This is a genomic window from Citrobacter braakii (assembly GCF_002075345.1).
GTDB classification, from domain to species: domain Bacteria; phylum Pseudomonadota; class Gammaproteobacteria; order Enterobacterales; family Enterobacteriaceae; genus Citrobacter; species Citrobacter braakii.
Map to the genome: position 1 here is coordinate 485652 of NZ_NAEW01000002.1, position 16334 is coordinate 501985.

A 16334-nucleotide genomic window follows, 5' to 3' on the forward strand; every position below is an offset into this window, starting at 1 on the left:
ACAACTCATTACCCTTCCATCTGTAATAAAGTGCGCAGTCCTGCCGCTTTATTGTCTATTTCTTGCCATTCCTGTTCAGGATCTGAACCACGCACGATCCCTGCCCCGGCATACAGGCGTATCACATTTTCACTAATTTTCGCCGACCGTAATGACACGCAAAACTCGCTTTGGCGCAGAGAAAGGTAACCCGCAGAACCGGCATACCACTCGCGTTCAAACGGTTCATTTTGTTGGATAAATTCACGCGCCAGCTCACGCGGAATACCTGCGACTGCCGCCGTGGGCTGGAGCTGCATCAGACAAAGCGTATCATCAGCCTGATTCAGTTCCGTCCAGATACAGCGGCGCAGGTGCTGCACTTTGCGCAGTCTAAGCACCTGTGGCGGCAGCACATCAAGAGTTTGCGTACAGCCTTGCAGACGCTGGCAAATATCTTCGACCACCAGCATATTCTCGCGCTGGTTTTTATCATCTTTCATTAGCCATTCCCCCAACTGCCAGGCCCGATGATCCTCAGGGTGGTTGGCAACGGTTCCCGCCAGCGCCTCGGTGCGCAGCGCCGTGTCACGCCGCCGATACAGACGTTCAGGGGAAGAACCAAGAAACGCACACTTTGCGGAGAACGCCATAAAGAAATGGTAGCAGTTCAGGTTTAGACGACGACTGGAAGCCATCACGGCCGCGGCGTTAACCGACTGAGAAAACTGTAAATCGGTCGCCCGCGCCAGCACGACCTTATCGAGCTGTTCCCCATTGATCGTTTGCGTGGCGAGCTTTATCAGGTCTGTCCAGCCAGTTTTATCCGGCCAGTTCTGTTCTCCCGTCAAACGCAGACGCAATGCGGGCAGCGGCTTTACGTTGGCGAGCGATGAGATAAACGCCACCGCCTGCGCGGCGTCTTCACGCAGCGACACGTCGCTAAAAAGATGTAAGCGTAAGCTCGCCACCCCCGCGCAACGTCGCCACTCCAGCCGTGGCAATAACAAATGGCCGCGCTGAGGCTCAAAGGCATTCAGGCCCCAGATACGCAGGTCAGGATTATCATTATGCTGATGTAAAAAATGCTGGGCTAATTCGAGCGAGGAAAATGTAGCAACAGCGCCCAGTACGGCGGCTTCTTCATCGCCATTACGCTGTTGCCAGTAAAACTGGGGCCAGACAGGTTGACTGGCCAGCCATCCTAAAGCGTCAAACGCATCATTCAGTGGGAAAGGGATATCGTAAATACGAATTCCAGGTGCTGCTGGTATCTCTTGCGACAAATGACGCATCAGACTTTCCAGCGCAGTAGTAATTGAATGCACGCGGACCTCTCCCTGTTAAAAACCTCACATTATACGGGGTACTGAGCAGAAAAAGCAGTACCCCCAGTTAGGGAGTACGTACAAATGCGCTGACGGAATGGAATTTATCGCCGTGCTAACAATAATCCCATCACTAAACCGACCGTGGCGCCAACGCCGATTCCGCGCCAGGGTTTTTCATGCACATAATCATCCGCCCGGCAAACGGCTTTCTTCGCGCGGTAATAGTAGCTGTCAGAGGCGTGGCTGACGCGATTTCTCACCTCTTCTAACGCCCGCTCTGCCCGCGCTTTTAACTCAAGGTATTTTTGATCGGCTGGATCGCCGGAAGAACGCAGCACCTCCTCCAGCGTTTCACTCAATAATTCCAGATCGTCATCGATACGTGATTCATAAGAATGAAAAGACATTTTATTCTCCCTTTCTATTGACGTACCCGCTAACTATAGACAATCAGGCGTGTTTGCGCCTGTTTACGCCTGATGTGCTTCCCGCGCCATTCCGACGTGTGGAATACCGTCTTCGTCATAAATATCCGTGACCGGCACAAAGCCAAAGCGCGCATAGAATGATTGCAAATGTGCCTGCGCCCCCAGATACAGCGCCTTGTGCGGCCAATGCTGCGTACAGGAGGCCAGCGTCTGAGTCATTAGCTGTTGCCCCAATTTTTCACCCCGCAGCGCTTCGCTTACGATCACCCGCCCAATGACGACCGGCTCAAGCTCATCATCGCTTTTCAGAATCCTCGCATACGCCACCAGTTCATCGTTATGCCAACCCAGAATGTGCCGATTTTCACCACTCAGGTCATCACCATCCACATCCTGATACGGACACCGTTGCTCAACAACAAATACCGCACAGCGAAGCTCAAGAATGGCGTACAGCTGCTGTGTATTGAGCTTTGCATGGTGGAGATCTTGCCAGTGAATCATAGTCTGCCCCTTTGTTGTGATAACCTGAACACCCTGCCTTATTGATGGCGAAAAGTGTAACGCGAAGATGGAATTACTATTTTTAGGCACGTCTGCGGGAGTCCCCACGCGCTCACGCAATGTAACGGCAATTTTACTGAATCTGCAACACCCGACTCAGGCGGGGCTGTGGCTTTTCGATTGTGGTGAAGGAACGCAGCATCAGATGCTGACCACGCCATTTAACCCAGGAAAACTCGAACGTATTTTTATCAGCCATCTACACGGCGATCACCTGTTTGGTTTACCGGGGCTGCTGTGCAGTCGCTCAATGGCCGGGAACGTCCAGCCACTGACGCTTTACGGACCAAAGGGATTGCGAGAGTTTACCGAAACGGCTTTGCGTTTGAGCGGCTCCTGGACCGATTATCCGCTGGATATTGTCGAAATCACCGCGGGTGAAATTGTTGATGACGGCCTGCGTAAAGTAACGGCGTACCCGCTGGAGCATCCGCTGGAGTGCTACGGTTTTCGTGTTGAAGAACACGACAAACCGGGGGCACTTGACGCCAGCGCCTTGAAGGCGGCTGGTGTTAAAGCGGGCCCGTGGTTCCAGGATTTGAAAGCCGGGAAAACCATCGTGCTGGAGGATGGTCGAGCGATTAACGGTGCCGATTTTCTCGCCCCTGCCACCAGAGGAAAATCTGTGGCTATTTTCGGCGACACAGGACCTTGCGCGTCCGCCATTGAACTGGCACGCGGTGTGGATGTGATGGTACATGAAACCACACTGGACTCCTCAATGGAGGAAAAAGCCAACAGCCGCGGTCACAGCTCGACCCGACAAGCCGCCCAGTTGGCGCTTGAGGCCGGAGTGGGACGCCTGATCATGACCCACGTTAGTTCACGCTACGATGAAAAAGGCTGTCAGCGATTACTCGAAGAGTGCAAAGCGATATTTCCAGACACTGAACTGGCTCACGATTTCGCCATTTTCACCGTTTAATGCTCCATTTTTCCGCCTCAGTGCCGATAACAGTGGAAAGGCTGGCTTTCACACTGAGGACAGGATGAACAATTTCCAGAAAGATATTGATGACAGGACAAACCTAACCCTGTCTAACCGTTTTGAACTGCTGCTGTTTCGCCTTGGCAAATCCGTCGAGGAGCAGAAATCAGAACTGTTTGGCATCAACGTATTCAAACTGCGTGAAATCGTACCGATGCCGACCTTTACGCGTCCCGCAGGTATGAAAGCCCCGTTGCTGGGTATGGTTAACATTCGCGATCAGGTGATCCCGGTGATTGATCTGCCTGCCGTCGCGGGCTGTAAGCCAGAGACCGGACTCAACATCCTGTTGATCACGGAATATGCCCGCAGCGTTCAGGCGTTTGCGGTAGAGTCGGTAGAAAACATTATGCGTCTGGACTGGCAACAGGTGCATACCGCCGAGAAAGCCGTCAATGGTCGCTACATTACCAGTATCGCCTGTCTGGACGACAACAAAGAGACTAACAATCTGGCGCTGGTGCTCGATGTCGAACAGATCCTGTACGACATCGTACCGTCGAACCACGACCTGCGCGCAACAGAGCTGAAAACCAATAAGTTCAACATTACGCCGGGTGCGGTGGCGATTGTGGCTGATGATTCCAAAGTGGCTCGCGCGATGCTGGAAAAAGGGCTTAACGCCATGGAGATCCCACACTTGATGCATGTGACGGGCCAGGATGCGTGGGAAAAGATACAACAGCTATCTGAAGAAGCAGAAGCGGAAGGTAAACCAATCAGCGAGAAGATTGCGCTGGTGCTCACCGATCTGGAAATGCCGGAGATGGACGGTTTTACGCTTACCCGTAAGATAAAAACCGACGAACGCCTGAAGAAGATCCCGGTCGTTATCCACTCCTCACTTTCCGGTAGCGCCAATGAAGATCACGTACGCCGAGTGAAAGCTGATGGTTACGTGGCCAAATTCGAAGTCAATGAGCTGTCTTCAGTAATTCAGGAAGTGATGGATCGCACAGCGAAAGGCATCAGCGGCCCGCTGGTGAGCCGTCAACTTTCGGCCTGACGCTCCAGCAACTTGAAGTATGACGAGTATAGACAGGTAAAAAAAAGAGTCTGGACATTGTCCAGACTCTTTTTCGATCACAGCATGATGAATTACATCAGCGGAGCCGCTAACTGCACGATGCTGATCAACGGTTGCGGGTAGATACCCAGCACCAGTACCAGCAGGGCAGAAATCAGCACCACAATACCGCCCGCGCTGTACTGCCAGTTGGACGGCGCATCGCGATTCAACTGCTGCGGTGCGCTCAGGTACAGGCTCACGGCAACGCGCAGGTAGTAGTACAAACCAATCGCGGAACCCACCACCACGGCGGCAACCAGCCACCACAGATTAGCCTGCACACCCACCGCCAGTACGTAGAACTTACCGATAAAGCCCAGCGTCATCGGAATACCCGCCAGAGACAGCATCATCACCGTCATCACCGCCGCGAGGATTGGACGATGCCAGAACAGACCACGGTAGGAGAACAGAGAGTCTGCATCCGGACCGCGGTACGGGCTGGACATCAGGCTGACCACACCGAAAGCACCGAGGCTGCTGAACAGATAACCGGCCAGGTAAACGCCAACCGCTTCCATCGACATCTCGCCGCTCTGCAGGGCAATCAGCGCCACCAGCAGGTAACCGAGGTGAGAGATAGAAGAGTAACCAAGCAGACGTTTGATGTTGGTCTGGCTCAGCGCCATCAGGTTACCGAAGATAATGGAAGCAAAGGCAATCACACCCAGCACGATCCGTACCGCTTCGCTATCACCTACCGGTGCGTACAAGAACAGACGCATCACCACGCCGAAGATAGCGATTTTGCTCGCCGTCGCCAGGAAGGTGGAAACCGGAGCCGGAGCGCCCTGGTATACGTCTGGCGTCCACAGGTGGAATGGAACCAGCGAGAGTTTAAAGCCGAGGCCAACAATCATCAGACCGAAGCCCGCCAGCAGCAGCGGTTCTTGCAGCATACCGTCGCCGAGGCTCTTACCGAGCGCAACAAACGACAGGTTGCCAGACTGCGCGTACACCAGCGCCATACCAAACAGCAGGAAGGAAGACGCTGCGGCAGACAGAATGGTGTATTTGATACTGGCTTCCAGCGAACGTTTCTGACGGAACGCATAGCCAACCAGACCAAACAGCGGCAGAGAGATAAGCTCAATACCAAGGAACAGCGCCGCCAGATGGTTAGCGTTAGCCAGCAGAATACCGCCGAGCGCGGCAATCAGCACCAGCAGATAGAACTCTTCCCGGTTGTCGTCGTAGCCTTCCAGCCACGGGTAAGCGAAGGTACAGGTGGCAAGACTCGCCAGCAGCACCAGCCCGGTGTAGAGCATGGCGAAACCGTCAACCCGCATCAGCGGGGTGACGTCCATAGCGCCCGCCTGGCCAACAAACCAGAGCGAAACCAGTGCGGCGTTAAGCCCAATGACCGACAGCGTGGCATTGAGGAAGTGATTGCGTCGCCACGCAATGGAGAGCATCACAACCACCACCGTCAAGCCGACGATCAGCAGCGGTAGCAGCGCAATCAGGTGTTGTGGAGTTATTGTCATGGCGATTTACGGCCTTGTAGTAGTAACGGAATTAACAAACCACTGCTGGATGTTGCTCATCGCAGAATGCGAGGTATCCAGAATCGGCTGCGGATAGAAGCCAAGCAGTACCAGAAGCACGACCAGCAACAGGATGATAAACAGCTCACGCAGCGACATCCCTGGCAGTTCAACACTGGCAATCTGGCTCTTCGCCTTACCAAAGTAAGCGCGATGCAGCATCGCCAGCGAGTAAACAGAAGCAAACACCAGACCAAATGTCGAGATCACGGTAATAACCGGAACCACCTGGTAGCTGCCGAACAGAATCATAAATTCGCCAACGAAGTTACCTGTACCCGGCATACCCAGCGTACACACTGCAAAGAACATTGACAGCGCAGGCAACCATTTCATTTTGCCCCACAGGCCGCCCATCATACGCATATCACGCGTGTGCAGACGTTCGTACAGCTGACCACACAGGATGAACAGACCGGCTGCGGACAGGCCGTGCGCGATCATCTGAATCACCGCACCCTGGTATGCCAGCTGGCTGCCGGTGTAGATAGCAATCAGAACGAAGCCCATGTGGGATACGGAGGTGTAAGCAATCAGACGTTTGATGTCGTACTGATTAAAGGCCATCCACGCGCCGTAGAAGATGCCGATGACGCCAAGCCACATTGCGATAGGTGCAAACTCCGCTGACGCATTCGGGAACAGCGGCAGGGAGAAGCGCAGCAGACCGTAGGCTGCGGTTTTCAGCAAGATACCTGCCAGGTCAACGGAACCTGCGGTCGGTGCCTGGGAGTGAGCATCCGGCAACCAGCCGTGCAGCGGAACCACCGGCATTTTCACCGCGAAAGCGATGAAGAAGCCCAACATCAGCAGGTATTCCACGCCGTGGGACATCGGAGTATTCAGTAATTCTTCATAGTTGAAAGTCCACACGCCGGTCGCTTTGTAGTGCACAAACACCAGCGCCAGGATGGCAATCAACATCACCAGACCACTCGCCTGGGTATAAATGAAGAACTTGGTTGCTGCCGTGATACGCGTTTTACCGTCAGAGGCTTTATGCCCCCATAGCGCGATCAGGAAGTACATCGGCACCAGCATCATTTCCCAGAAGAAGAAGAACAGGAACATGTCGATGGCAAGGAACACGCCGATTACGCCGCCTAAGATCCACATCAGGTTCAGGTGGAAAAAGCCCTGGTATTTTTCGATTTCATTCCAGGAGCAAAGTACCGCCAGAACACCGAGCAGGCCGGTCAGCACCACCATCAGCAGCGACAGACCGTCGATAGCAAGATGAATCGAGATGCCAAAGCGTGGGATCCACGGCAGGACAAACTCAGACTGCCACTGCGGAATGCCAGTGGATTGCGTCAGTGAATAGCCGCCCTGCAACCAAAGTTGCAGGCCAAGCGCCAGCGTCAGTCCCATGGTAATCAGCGCGATCCAACGCGGCACCTTCACGCCAAAGCGTTCGGTCTGCCAGCACAGGAAGCCACCGATAAAGGGAATCAATATTAGCCAGGGTAGTAACATGGCGATTTTTATTCCTTTTTAAGGCCCCTAATAGAGGCCTGATTTTCAACGAATTTGGATAAAATTCACTTTACGATCAACGCAGTACCATCAACAGAGCCAGCACAACGACGGCACCGATGCTCATTGATGCTACATACCAACGCAGATAGCCGTTCTCGCTTAACAACAGGCCTTTACCTGCAAAGCGGGAAAGGATCGCCGGAATGTTCATCATTGCGTTCAGCGGATCGCGTTTCAGCAGCCATGCAACGCCCAGGAACGGCTTGACGAACACTTTGTCGTACAGCCAGTCGAAGCCCCAGGCGTTATACCACCAGGTACCCAGCAGACGGCCTGGCGCACTGTTGGCAATCGACGTCACCAGAGTACGTTTACCCAGCCACAGCCATGCAGCGATCAGAATGCCTGCAATCGCGACGATACCGGAGGTAATTTCCAGGGTCATCACGCGACCATGCTCAAGCTCGGTCGTCGCAGGCAGTACACCCTGCAGCGGTGGCACAATCAGTGCGCCAACGAAGGTGGACAGGATCATCAGCACAATCAGCGGCAGATGATGTGTAATCCCCTTCCCTGCGTGAGCGTGAATTTGCTCTTTACCGTGGAACACGATGAAAATCATACGGAAGGTGTACAGAGAGGTCATGAACGCACCGACCAGACCTGCAACCATCAGATTAATATGACCGTTCGCCATCGCACCGGCCAGAATCTCATCCTTACTGAAGAAGCCTGCGGTAATCAGCGGCAGAGCCGACAGCGCCGCGCCACCGATCAGGAAGCAGAGATACACCAGCGGAATAGACTTACGCAGACCGCCCATCTTGAAGATGTTCTGTTCGTGGTGACAGGCCAGGATAACCGAGCCGGATGCCAGGAACAGCAGCGCTTTAAAGAAGGCGTGCGTCATCAGGTGGAAAATCGCCGCGTCCCACGCCTGAACCCCGAGAGCCAGGAACATATAACCAATCTGGCTCATGGTGGAGTACGCGAGAACGCGTTTAATGTCGGTCTGTACCAGCGCGGCGAAACCAGCCAGTACCAGAGTGATAGCCCCGATAATCCCCACCAGATGCAGGATTTCCGGCGTCATCAGGAACAAGCCGTGAGTACGTGCAATCAGGTAGACACCGGCGGTAACCATCGTCGCGGCGTGGATCAGCGCGGAGACAGGCGTCGGACCTGCCATCGCGTCAGCAAGCCATGTCTGCAACGGCAACTGCGCGGATTTACCCACCGCACCGCCCAGCAGCATCAGGGTTGCCCACATCAGCATGTTGTTACCATCTGCAAAGTGAGCAGGTGCCAGTTCCACCATTTCGCGGAAGTTCAGCGTGCCCAGCTCGTTGTAAAGGATAAACAATGCGAAGGCGAGGAACACGTCACCCACACGGGTCACCACGAAGGCTTTCATTGCCGCAGCGCCATTCTTCGGATCGGTGTAATAGAAACCGATCAGCAGATAGGAGCACAGGCCCACGCCTTCCCAGCCGAGGTACATCAGCAGCAGGTTATCCGCCAGTACCAGAACCACCATGCTGGCGATAAACAGGTTGGTGTAGGCGAAGAAACGGGAGTATCCCTCTTCACCGCGCATATACCAGGAGGCGAACATGTGGATCAGGAAACCCACACCGGTCACCACACTGAGCATGGTCAGCGACAGGCCGTCCAGCACCAGGTTAAAACCGATATTGAAGTCACCGACAGACATCCACGTCCACAGCGGCTGGCTGTAGGCCTGTTGACCATTAGCAAAGAAGTCAACGCCAACAAACGCGGTCACCAGCGCCGCCAGGCCAATCGACCCGACGCCCACGGTCGCGGACAGATTTTCTGACCAACGACCGCGAGAGAACGCCAGTAATACAAAGCCAATAAATGGCAGAATAATGGTTAAGGCAAGCATGTTCATCCACGCATCTCACTTACTGAATCGATGTTCAGGTTCTGGCGACGGCGATGAAGTTGCAGCAACAGCGCAAGTCCAATGCTCGCTTCAGCAGCCGCAAGGCTGATGGCGAGAATATACATCACCTGACCATCGGTCTGGCCCCAGTAGCTTCCGGCGACCACGAAGGCCAGCGCGGAGGCGTTAATCATGATTTCCAGCCCGATCAGCATAAACAGCAGATTGCGGCGGATAACCAGACCGGTTAGGCCCAGTACGAATAAGACAGCCGCGAGGATCAGTCCATGTTGTAAGGGGATCATGCGTGCTCCTCCGTTTTTCTTTTCGCGCGGTCATCGGTGCGATTGCTCAGCACTTCACCAGAACGCTCTTCGCGCCCTACGTGGAAGGCCACAACCAGACCTGCCAGCAGCAGCATCGAAGCCAGCTCGACCGCCAGTACATACGGTCCGAACAGGGAAATACCGACAGCTTTCGCGCTAATCGGCGTCCCGTCGATGCCCTGATCGTTAACACCCAGAATGGCATAAACAATAACCGCCAGCATGATGGCCGACAGAATCGCCGGTCCAATCCACACCTGCGGTTTCAGCCACTGGCGTTCCTGTTCAATTTCAGAACCACCGAGGTTGAGCATCATGACCACGAACACGAACAACACCATGATGGCGCCCGCGTAGACGATTATTTCCAGCGCCCCCGCGAAGTAAGCACCTAACGAGAAGAACACCCCTGAAATCGCCAGCAGCGAAATAATCAGGTACAGCAGTGCGTGTACCGGATTGGTGTGGGTGATCACCCGCAAGGTTGCGAGAATGGCTATCAGGCCACAGATATAAAAAGCGAACTCCATTGCCCCTCTCCTTACGGTAACAGGCTCTTGACGTCGATAGGCTTGGCTTCGTTCTCTGCTTCGCCCTTATCTTTGCCGTCGATTGCCATACCTGCCATCCGGTAGAAGTTATATTCCGGGTATTTACCCGGACCGGAGATCAGCAGATCCTCTTTCTCGTAAACCAGGTCCTGGCGCTTGTACTCACCCAGCTCGAAATCTGGAGTCAGCTGAATAGCCGTTGTCGGACAGGCTTCTTCGCACAGGCCGCAGAAAATGCAGCGTGAGAAGTTAATGCGGAAAAACTCCGGATACCAGCGGCCATCTTTGGTCTCTGCTTTTTGCAAAGAGATACAGCCTACCGGACACGCTACTGCACACAGGTTACAGGCAACGCAGCGTTCTTCGCCGTCCGGGTCACGGGTCAGAACGATACGACCACGAAAACGGGGCGGTAGATAGACTGGCTCTTCCGGATACATCTGCGTTTCGCGTTTCGCGAACGCATGCAGGCCGATCATCCAGATACTGCGTACCTGGGTGCCGAAACCTACTAACAATTCTTTTAAGGTCATGGTCTTTGTGTCCCTTATTGCGCCTGCCAGAGAATGACAGCCGCCGTTACCAGCAAGTTGACGAGCGTCAGCGGCAGACAGACTTTCCAGCCGAAGGACATTACCTGGTCATAACGAGGACGCGGTAACGACGCACGAATCAAAATGAACATCATCATGAAGAACGCGGTTTTCAGCGCGAACCAGACGAATGGCGGTAAGAACGGACCATGCCAGCCACCGAAGAACAGGGTAACCATCAGTGCAGAAATGGTGACGATGCCGATGTACTCACCCACGAAGAACAGACCGAATTTCATACCGGAGTATTCAATGTGGTAACCGTCGGCCAGTTCCTGCTCGGCTTCTGGCTGGTCAAACGGGTGACGGTGACACACCGCCACGCCCGCGATGGCAAAGGTGACAAAACCAAAGAACTGCGGAATAACGTTCCAGATATCAGCCTGGTTGTTGACGATGTCGGTCATGTTAAATGAACCGGCCTGCGCCACCACGCCCATCAGGGAAAGTCCGAGGAATACTTCGTAGCTCAGCGTCTGCGCAGACGCGCGCATCGCACCGAGCAGCGAGTATTTGTTGTTACTGGACCAGCCTGCGAACAGCACCGCGTATACCGCGAGGCCTGCCATCATCAGGAAGAACAGGATCCCGATGTTCAGGTCAGCAACCACCCAGTTCGGACTCACCGGCACGATGGCGAAAGCCAGCAGCAGCGAGGTGAAGGCGATCATCGGTGCCAGGGTAAAGATGACGCGATCCGAGAATTTCGGGATCCAGTCTTCTTTAAAGAACATCTTGATCATGTCCGCAACCAGCTGGAGCGAACCGCCCCAGCCAACACGGTTCGGTCCGTAACGGTTCTGGAACAGACCGAGCAGACGACGTTCGCCAAAGCTCATGAATGCCCCGCAGGTGACCACCACCAGCAGAATCACGACCGCTTTGAGAACGCTCAGCAGGATCTCAATCAGATCGGGTGTAATCCAACTCATTGTTGTGCCTCCTGCAGATCCTCAAGACGTGCACCAGCCAGAACCGGCGCGATGCCAGGCATACCCATTGGCAAACCAACCTGCCCTGCCGTTAATCCTTCAGCGATTTCAACCGGCAGCGTAACCGTGTTGCCATCGTAGCTAAAAGATACGCGCGTACCGGCATTAACACCCAACTTCGCGGCATCAGCCGGGTTGAGTTTGATGTACGGCTGCGGCATACGGGTCTGGAAGACAGGCGCACGCTGGGACATTTCGTCACTACCAAACAGATGATAGTAAGGCGCGACACGCCACTGACCATCCTGAGCCTGGAAGCTCGCCGGAACGGTTGTGAAGTAATCCAGACCATCTGCAGAAGCTTCGATCAGACGCACGCCCGGATCGCCATGACGCAGTTTACCGCCCACTTCATCCTGGAACTTGTTCCACGCCTGTGGGGAGTTCCAGCCCGGAGCCCAGGCAAACGGAATTTGTGAACGCGGCGCAGACGGCTGGTTGTTCCCTTCCATAGAGAAAGCGAACATGGTGTCTTTGTCCTGCGGCTGGCGCGGTTCGTGGACGCTGATGTTGGCGCGCATTGCGGTACGACCACTGTAGCGGTGCGGTTCACGTGCCAGTTTCTGTCCACGGATACGGAAGCTTGCATCCGGCGCGGCATCTTTAATACCCGCCAACTGCGGTAACTTCTCAACGACCGCGTCGATAACATGGTCGAGCTGCGTCCAGTCCACTTCACGACTCTGCACGGTACTGTGCAGCGAGTGCAGCCAGCGCCAGCTTTCCAGCATTACGGTGTTGCTGTCGTAGTAGGATGGGTCATAGACCTGGAAGAAACGCTGGGCGCGCCCTTCGTTGTTAATTACCGTACCATCGCTTTCGGCGAAGCTAGCGGCGGAAAGCACCAGATGGGCATTTTCCATAATAGCCGTGCGCTGATGGTCAACGACCAGTACCAGCGGCGCTTTCGCCAGCGCGGCGTTCACACGCATTGCTGAAGCATGGCGATGCAGGTCATTTTCCAACACCACAACGGCGTCAGCACGACCTGTTTCCAGTTCGGTCAGCGCGTCGTCGAGGGAACCACCGCCAATCATACCCAGCCCCATACTGTTGACAGAGCGAGCAATCATGGTGATCCCGACGTCTGCGCCACGGCCTTTCAGCGCCTTCGCCACGTTGGCAGCAGCCTGAATCACGTCGGCGCTACCGGCGTTGGTACCGGAAATAATCAGTGGTTTCTTCGCCCCGGCAAGAGCCTGAACGATGACGTCAATTTTGTTTTGCAGGTCACGGTCGATACCGTCAACCGCCGGTGCGTTGTTATCCAGTGCATGGGCGATAGCGAAACCTAAACGCGCCTGATCTTCAACCGGCGCACGGTAGGTCCATGCCGCGATATCATCCAGACGGGTGTTATCGACGTTGGTAACGAACAGCGGATGCTTGGCGCGCTGGCCGATGTTGAGGATTGCCGCAATCTGCCAGTCGGCCACTTTCTGCGCCGCCGCCATTTCACGCGCTTTACCTTTCACCGCCTGACGCACTGCCAGCGCAACGCGCGCGCCGGTTTGGGTGACATCTTCGCCCAGGACCAGAACCGCATCGTATGACTCGATTTCGCGCAGTGCCGGGGTATGAATACCGCCGTCACGCAACACGCTCAGAGCCAGTTGCAGACGTTCCTGCTCGCCCTGGGCAATACCGGTATAGAAGTTATCCGCACCGACCAGTTCACGCAGCGCGAAGTTACTTTCAACGCTGGCACGCGGGGAGCCGATACCAATCACTTTCTTCGACTGACGCAGAATATCTGCCGCGCCCTGCATCGCCTGTTCGGCGTTCAGCGTGATCAGGTCATCGCCACGACGCTGTACCGGCTGACGCGGACGGTCTTTCAGGTTCACGTAACCATAGCCAAAACGACCACGGTCGCAGAGGAAGTAGTGGTTAACGGTACCGTTGTAGCGGTTTTCGATACGACGCAGTTCACCGTAGCGCTCGCCCGGGCTGATGTTACAACCGATAGAACACTGCTGGCAGATGCTCGGCGCAAACTGCATGTCCCATTTACGGTTATAACGCTCGGAGTGCGTTTTATCGGTGAAGACGCCGGTCGGGCAAATTTCCACCAGGTTACCGGAGAATTCGCTTTCGAGCGTACCGTCTTCCGGACGACCAAAGTAGACGTTGTCATGCGCGCCATAGACGCCCAGATCCGCGCCATCGGCGTAATCTTTGTAGTAACGTACGCAGCGATAGCAGGCGATGCAGCGGTTCATTTCGTGAGAGATGAACGGCCCCAGGTCCTGGTTGCGGTGAGTACGCTTCGTGAAGCGGTAGCGACGGAAGCTATGACCGGTCATGACGGTCATATCCTGAAGGTGGCAGTTACCGCCCTCTTCACAGACCGGACAGTCGTGCGGGTGGTTAGTCATCAACCACTCCACTACGCTTTCGCGAAACTGCTTCGCTTCTTCGTCATCAATTGAAATAAAGGTGCCTTCGGTGGCCGGTGTCATACAAGACATCACCAGGCGACCACGCGTGTCTTCCGCGTTTTGATATTGCTTCACCGCACACTGGCGGCAAGCACCGACGCTTCCCAGCGCCGGGTGCCAGCAAAAGTACGGAATATCAAGGCCGAGAGACAGACAAGCTTCCAGCAGGTTGTCCGCTCCGTTGACCTCATATTCTTTGCCGTCTACATGAATCGTAGCCATAGTCAGCATGCTTCCAGTTGGCTCGGTCTAAAACCGAGCGTTAATCGAATTTCTGATCGCGATTCAGGGTTACCCTGCTATTACCAGCGCTCTTTCAGCAGGTTCGGCTGAATACCACCAATCTGATGGGTATTGCTGAAGGACTGCTTGATGCCAGCTTCGAATTCTTCGCGGAAATATTTAATGGCGCTCTGCAGCGGCTCCACCGCACCCGGTGCGTGTGCACAGAAGGTTTTACCCGGGCCGAGGAAACGACACAGTTGCTCAAGCGTCTCGATATCCCCAGGCTGGCCTTCGCCACGCTCCAGCGCGCGCAGAATTTTCACACTCCACGGCAGACCGTCACGGCACGGCGTACACCAGCCGCAGGACTCGCGGGCAAAGAACTCTTCGAGGTTACGCACCAGAGGAACCATGCCAATCTCGTGATCGACGGCCATTGCCAGCGCGGTGCCCAAACGGCTACCGGCTTTACCAATGCTTTCGAATTCCATCGGCAGATCGAGGTGCGCTTCAGTCAGGAAGTCAGTACCCGCGCCGCCCGGCTGCCAGGCTTTGAATTTCAGGCCATCACGCATGCCGCCCGCGTAATCTTCGAGGATCTCGCGCGCGGTAGTACCGAAAGGCAGTTCCCACAGGCCAGGGTTCTTCACGCGACCTGAGAAGCCCATCAGCTTGGTGCCAGCGTCTTTGCTCTGCGAAATGTTCTGGTACCACTCCACGCCGTTCGCGAGGATAGCTGGTACGTTACACAGGGTTTCGACGTTGTTAACGCAGGTCGGCTTACCCCAAGCGCCAGAGCTTGCCGGGAACGGCGGCTTAGAGCGTGGGTTAGCACGACGACCTTCAAGGGAGTTGATCAGCGCCGTCTCTTCACCGCAGATATAGCGCCCTGCCCCGGTGTGGACAAACAGTTCGAAGTCGAAACCGGTGCCCATGATGTTTTTGCCAAGCAAGCCGGCTTCGGTTGCTTCGGCAATCGCGCGACGCAGATGCACAGCCGCTTCGATATATTCACCACGCAGGAAGATGTAACCACGGTACGCTTTCAGCGCAAACGCGGAGATCAGCATGCCTTCCACCAGCAGGTGCGGCAGTTGTTCCATCAGCAGACGGTCTTTATAGGTACCCGGCTCCATTTCATCGGCGTTACACAGCAGGTAACGGATGTTCATGGATTCGTCTTTCGGCATCAGGCTCCACTTCAGACCGGTGGAAAAGCCCGCACCGCCGCGCCCTTTCAGGCCAGCGTCTTTTACCTGATTAACGATTTCGTCCGGTGACAGCCCGGTCAGGGCCTTACGTGCACCTTCGTAGCCGTTCTTGCTACGGTATTCGTCCAGCCAGACCGGCTGTTTGTCATCACGCAGACGCCAGGTCAGCGGATGCGTTTCGGGAGTACGGATAATGTCTTTCATTTATACCGCTCCAGCAGTTCGGGAATGCCTTCCGGGGTCAGGTGAGCATGAGTATCCTCATCGATCATCATGTTCGGCCCTTTATCGCAGTTCCCCAGGCAACAGGTCGGGAGCAGCGTAAAACGACCGTCAAAGGTCGTCTGCCCCGGCTTGATGTTGAGTTTTTTCTCAAGCGCAGCCTGGATCCCCTGATAGCCGTTGATATGGCACACCACGCTGTCGCAATAGCGGATCACGTGGCGACCTACCGGCTGGCGGAAGATCTGGCTATAGAACGTGGCAACACCTTCTACGTCGCTTGCCGGGATCCCCAGCACATCAGCGATCGCATAGATCGCCCCATCCGGCACCCAGCCACGCTGTTTCTGAACGATTTTCAGCGCTTCAATGGACGCCGCACGCGGGTCTTCGTAGTGGTGCTTCTCGTGCTCAATCGCTTCACGCTCAGCCGCACTCAGCTCAAAAGCCTCGGTTTGTGGTTGTTGATTCTCGTGCAT

Annotated in this window: 15 protein-coding genes; 2 read left to right on the plus strand and 13 right to left on the minus strand. The window is 55.1% G+C overall.

What is annotated here, in order from left to right; all coding sequences use genetic code 11:
- Window positions 1–8 precede the first annotated feature (8 nt).
- The 3 genes from menF to BZK42_RS06770 all read right to left on the minus strand — a co-directional run bounded on the left by menF (window position 9) and on the right by BZK42_RS06770 (window position 2242).
- Entirely contained in the window at window positions 9–1307 is a 1299-nt protein-coding gene (gene menF / locus BZK42_RS06760) for an isochorismate synthase MenF (RefSeq protein WP_080858936.1), read from the minus strand.
- A gap of 104 nt (window positions 1308–1411) precedes the next feature.
- Complete coding sequence (elaB, locus tag BZK42_RS06765) at window positions 1412–1717, minus strand: stress response protein ElaB (protein WP_003027683.1); 306 nt, start codon at window positions 1715–1717, stop codon at window positions 1412–1414.
- 63 nt (window positions 1718–1780) lie between these two features.
- Window positions 1781–2242: a GNAT family N-acetyltransferase gene (locus BZK42_RS06770; RefSeq protein ID WP_016153827.1), complete on the minus strand. Its 462-nt coding sequence runs from the start codon at window positions 2240–2242 to the stop codon at window positions 1781–1783.
- A 67-nt stretch (window positions 2243–2309) separates the two neighbouring features.
- Here BZK42_RS06770 and rbn point away from each other — a divergent pair, with 67 nt between their 5' ends.
- Both rbn and BZK42_RS06780 read left to right on the plus strand, forming a co-directional pair.
- Window positions 2310–3227, plus strand: coding sequence for a ribonuclease BN (gene rbn, locus BZK42_RS06775; RefSeq protein WP_047359224.1), 918 nt, complete (start codon window positions 2310–2312; stop codon window positions 3225–3227).
- Window positions 3228–3291: 64 nt separating this feature from the next.
- The gene (locus tag BZK42_RS06780) at window positions 3292–4296 is read left to right on the plus strand and encodes a chemotaxis protein (RefSeq protein WP_016157041.1); all 1005 of its coding nucleotides are present in this window, start codon (window positions 3292–3294) and stop codon (window positions 4294–4296) included.
- A gap of 92 nt (window positions 4297–4388) precedes the next feature.
- On the opposite strand, the gene nuoN is transcribed toward BZK42_RS06780, so the two are convergent.
- From nuoN to nuoE, 10 genes are all read right to left on the minus strand, one after another.
- On the minus strand, window positions 4389–5846 hold the full coding sequence (gene nuoN / locus BZK42_RS06785) for an NADH-quinone oxidoreductase subunit NuoN (RefSeq protein ID WP_016153830.1): 1458 nt from the start codon (window positions 5844–5846) through the stop codon (window positions 4389–4391).
- A 6-nt stretch (window positions 5847–5852) separates the two neighbouring features.
- Complete coding sequence (gene nuoM, locus BZK42_RS06790; protein WP_016153831.1) at window positions 5853–7382, minus strand: NADH-quinone oxidoreductase subunit M; 1530 nt, start codon at window positions 7380–7382, stop codon at window positions 5853–5855.
- Between the two features lie 76 nt (window positions 7383–7458).
- Window positions 7459–9300, minus strand: coding sequence for an NADH-quinone oxidoreductase subunit L (gene nuoL, locus BZK42_RS06795; RefSeq protein ID WP_016153832.1), 1842 nt, complete (start codon window positions 9298–9300; stop codon window positions 7459–7461).
- Window positions 9297–9599: an NADH-quinone oxidoreductase subunit NuoK gene (nuoK, locus tag BZK42_RS06800; RefSeq protein ID WP_006683663.1), complete on the minus strand. Its 303-nt coding sequence runs from the start codon at window positions 9597–9599 to the stop codon at window positions 9297–9299. Before nuoK ends, nuoL begins: the two co-directional genes overlap by 4 nt.
- On the minus strand, window positions 9596–10150 hold the full coding sequence (gene nuoJ, locus BZK42_RS06805; RefSeq protein ID WP_016153833.1) for an NADH-quinone oxidoreductase subunit J: 555 nt from the start codon (window positions 10148–10150) through the stop codon (window positions 9596–9598). Before nuoJ ends, nuoK begins: the two co-directional genes overlap by 4 nt.
- Window positions 10151–10161: 11 nt before the next feature.
- A complete protein-coding gene (gene nuoI / locus BZK42_RS06810) occupies window positions 10162–10704 on the minus strand; it encodes an NADH-quinone oxidoreductase subunit NuoI (protein WP_005129470.1) in 543 nt (180 codons plus the stop codon).
- Window positions 10705–10718: 14 nt separating this feature from the next.
- Window positions 10719–11696 carry an NADH-quinone oxidoreductase subunit NuoH gene (gene nuoH / locus BZK42_RS06815; RefSeq protein WP_016153834.1) on the minus strand — a complete coding sequence of 326 codons (978 nt, stop codon included), beginning with the start codon at window positions 11694–11696 and terminating at the stop codon, window positions 10719–10721.
- Entirely contained in the window at window positions 11693–14419 is a 2727-nt protein-coding gene (gene nuoG / locus BZK42_RS06820; RefSeq protein ID WP_046275945.1) for an NADH-quinone oxidoreductase subunit NuoG, read from the minus strand. The genes nuoH and nuoG overlap by 4 nt, the downstream gene beginning before the upstream one ends.
- A gap of 80 nt (window positions 14420–14499) precedes the next feature.
- Entirely contained in the window at window positions 14500–15837 is a 1338-nt protein-coding gene (nuoF, locus tag BZK42_RS06825) for an NADH-quinone oxidoreductase subunit NuoF (protein ID WP_016153836.1), read from the minus strand.
- Window positions 15834–16334, minus strand: a complete 501-nt coding sequence (gene nuoE, locus BZK42_RS06830) for an NADH-quinone oxidoreductase subunit NuoE (protein WP_003028069.1) — start codon at window positions 16332–16334, stop codon at window positions 15834–15836. The genes nuoF and nuoE overlap by 4 nt, the downstream gene beginning before the upstream one ends.